The sequence below is a fragment of the Olsenella sp. kh2p3 genome (genome assembly GCA_900119625.1).
GTDB lineage: Bacteria > Actinomycetota > Coriobacteriia > Coriobacteriales > Atopobiaceae > Tractidigestivibacter.
In genome coordinates, this window is the sequence record FPKD01000022.1 from 1 (window position 1) to 3,340 (window position 3,340).

The following is a 3,340-nucleotide window of genomic DNA, read 5'->3' on the forward strand; positions in this document are numbered from 1 at the left end:
CACGCCGCGGAGACGCGGCGCTCCGAACGGAGAGTTCGATCCTGGCTCAGGATGAACGCTGGCGGCGCGCCTAACACATGCAAGTCGAACGGCCGGACCCACCTCGGTGGGCGAGGCAGTGGCGAACGGCTGAGTAACACGTGGGCAACCTGCCCCCCTCCCCGGGACAGCCTCGGGAAACCGTGGGTAATACCGGATACACCCCCGACGCCGCATGGCGCCGGGGGGAAAGCTCCGGCGGGGGGGGATGGGCCCGCGGCCTGTTAGCTAGTTGGCGGGGCAACGGCCCACCAAGGCGACTATGGGTAGCTGGGTTGAGAGACCGACCAGCCAGATTGGGACTGAGACACGGCCCAGACTCCTACGGGAGGCAGCAGTGGGGAATCTTGCGCAATGGGCGGAAGCCTGACGCAGCGACGCCGCGTGCGGGAGGAAGGCCCTCGGGTCGTAAACCGCTTTCAGCAGGGACGAGGCCGCAAGGTGACGGTACCTGCAGAAGAAGCCCCGGCTAACTACGTGCCAGCAGCCGCGGTAATACGTAGGGGGCGAGCGTTATCCGGATTCATTGGGCGTAAAGCGCTCGTAGGCGGCCTGCTAGGTCGGGAGTCAAATGCGGGGGCCCAACCCCCGGCCGCTCCCGATACCGGCGGGCTTGAGTTTGGTAGGGGAAGGCGGAATTCCCGGTGTAGCGGTGGAATGCGCAGATATCGGGAAGAACACCGGTGGCGAAGGCGGCCTTCTGGGCCACAACTGACGCTGAGGAGCGAAAGCTGGGGGAGCGAACAGGATTAGATACCCTGGTAGTCCCAGCCGTAAACGATGGACACTAGGTGTGGGGGGGACGCCCCTCCGTGCCGCAGCCAACGCATTAAGTGTCCCGCCTGGGGAGTACGGCCGCAAGGCTAAAACTCAAAGGAATTGACGGGGGCCCGCACAAGCAGCGGAGCATGTGGCTTAATTCGAAGCAACGCGAAGAACCTTACCAGGGCTTGACATCTTGGTGAAGCGGCGGAGACGCCGTGGCCGAGAGGAGCCAAGACAGGTGGTGCATGGCTGTCGTCAGCTCGTGTCGTGAGATGTTGGGTTAAGTCCCGCAACGAGCGCAACCCCCGTCGCATGTTGCCAGCGGTCCGGCCGGGCACCCATGCGAGACCGCCGGCGTCAAGCCGGAGGAGGGCGGGGACGACGTCAAGTCATCATGCCCCTTATGCCCTGGGCTGCACACGTGCTACAATGGCCGGCACAGCGGGCTGCCAGGCGGCGACGCCGAGCGAATCCCCAAAGCCGGCCCCAGTTCGGACCGGGGGCTGCAACCCGCCCCCGCGAAGTCGGAGTTGCTAGTAATCGCGGATCAGCACGCCGCGGTGAATGCGTTCCCGGGCCTTGTACACACCGCCCGTCACACCACCCGAGTCGACTGCACCCGAAGTCGCCGGCCCAACCAGCAATGGGGGGAGGCGCCGAAGGTGTGGCTGGTAAGGGGGGTGAAGTCGTAACAAGGTAGCCGTACCGGAAGGTGCGGCTGGATCACCTCCTTTCTAGGGAGACACCCGAAGAGAGACAACACATCATTTCAGACGGACGGGTCCCGTCACCAGACCACGCTCGCTGGTCATGCACTTCGTCGCGCCGCGAGGCGCACGGCGTCCGGTCCCCGGGGCCAGCCCCCGCCGCACCCTGAGAGCCGCATAGCGTGACGCAAACGAAGATTCTCCAATTAGTGGATCGCATCATGCACGATATGTGAACGTGAGAACGAAGGGCGCCGGCGATGCCGGCGCGAAGGATACCAAGGGCACACGGTGGATGCCTTGGCACAGGAAGCCGACGAAGGACGCGACAAGCCGCGATAGTCCACGGCCAGGGGCACATGCCCGCACGAGCCGTGGGTCTCCGAATGGGAGAACCCGCCGGGACTTGAGGCCCGGCGCCCGCCCGCAGAACACATACGCGGGCGGGGGGCAACCGGGGGAACTGAAACATCTAAGTACCCCGAGGAAGAGAAATCAAACGAGATTCCCCGAGTAGTGGCGAGCGAAAGGGGACCAGGCCAAACCGGCGCGCTGGCGACAGCCGCCGGGGTTGTGGGACCACCCAACATGGCAGTCAGAAAGGCGCGAGGCAGCGGAACGGCCTGGGAGGGCCGGCGAGACAGGGTCACAGCCCCGTACGCGAAGCCCCGCGCCCTGCCGGGTGGCACCCGAGTACCGCCGGACACGTGAAACCCGGTGGGAAGCAGGGGGGACCACCCTCCAAGCCTGAACACTCTCCTGTGACCGATAGTGGACCAGTACCGTGAGGGAAAGGTGAAAAGCACCCCGGGAGGGGAGTGAAACAGCACCTGAAACCGCGTGCCCACAAGCAGTCGGAGCAGCCCTCGTGGCTGTGACGGCGTGCCTTTTGTAGAATGAGCCAGCGAGTTGCGGTGCGCGGCGAGGCCAAGCCGCGAAGCGAGCCGTAGCGAGAGCGAGTCCGAACAGGGCGAGCAGTCGCGCGCCGCAGACGCGAAGCCGGGTGAGCTATCCACGGGCAGGCTGAAGCGGGGGTAAGACCCCGTGGAGGGCCGAACCCACCTAGGTTGAAAACTGGGGGGATGACCCGCGGATAGGGGTGAAAGGCCTATCAAACCCGGAGATATCTCGTTCTCCCCGAAATAGCTTTAGGGCTAGCCTCGGGCGCTTACCCTGGGGGGTAGAGCACCGGATGGCCGCGGGGGCCTCACCGCCTACCAAAGCCAACCGAACTCCGAATACCCAGGGCCCGGAGCCCGGGAGTCAGAACATGTGGGCTAAGCTGTGTGTTCGAGAGGGAAACAGCCCAGACCGCCCGCCAAGGCCCCCAAGTCCGTGCCGAGTGGCAAAGGATGTGCGTCTGCCCAGACAACCAGGATGTTGGCTCAGAAGCAGCCACCCATTCAAAGAGTGCGTAACAGCTCACTGGTCGAGTGGACATGCGCCGACAATATACGGGGCTAAGCACGGCGCCGAAGCGGCGGACCGGACCCAGTCCGGTGGTAGGGGAGCTTCCCGTCAGGGGCGAAGCCGGGGGACGACCCCCGGTGGACCTGCCGGGAGTGAGGATGCTGGCATGAGTAGCGAGAGCGGCGTGACGAAACGCCGCCGCCGTGAACCCAAGGTTTCCTGGGCAAGGCTAATCCTCCCAGGGTCAGTCGGGGGCTAAGGCGAGGCCGGAAGGCGTAGCCGACGCATGGCAGGTCGACATTCCTGCACCCCCGTGGTGGCGCTACGACCGATGGGGCGACGGAGGAGGGTAGCTCGGCGGGGTTCTGGACGTCCCCGTGATGGCGCGTAGGGCGGCACCTTGCGAAGCGCGGGTGCCA

Annotated in this window: 2 rRNA genes; both read left to right on the plus strand. The window is 65.4% G+C overall.

The window, feature by feature from the left end:
* The first annotated feature begins 23 nt into the window (after nucleotides 1–23).
* A 16S ribosomal RNA gene (locus BT122_RS10605) occupies nucleotides 24–1,538 on the plus strand.
* Nucleotides 1,539–1,779: 241 nt separating this feature from the next.
* Nucleotides 1,780–3,340: ribosomal RNA gene (locus BT122_RS11110) — 23S ribosomal RNA — on the plus strand; the annotation flags it as partial.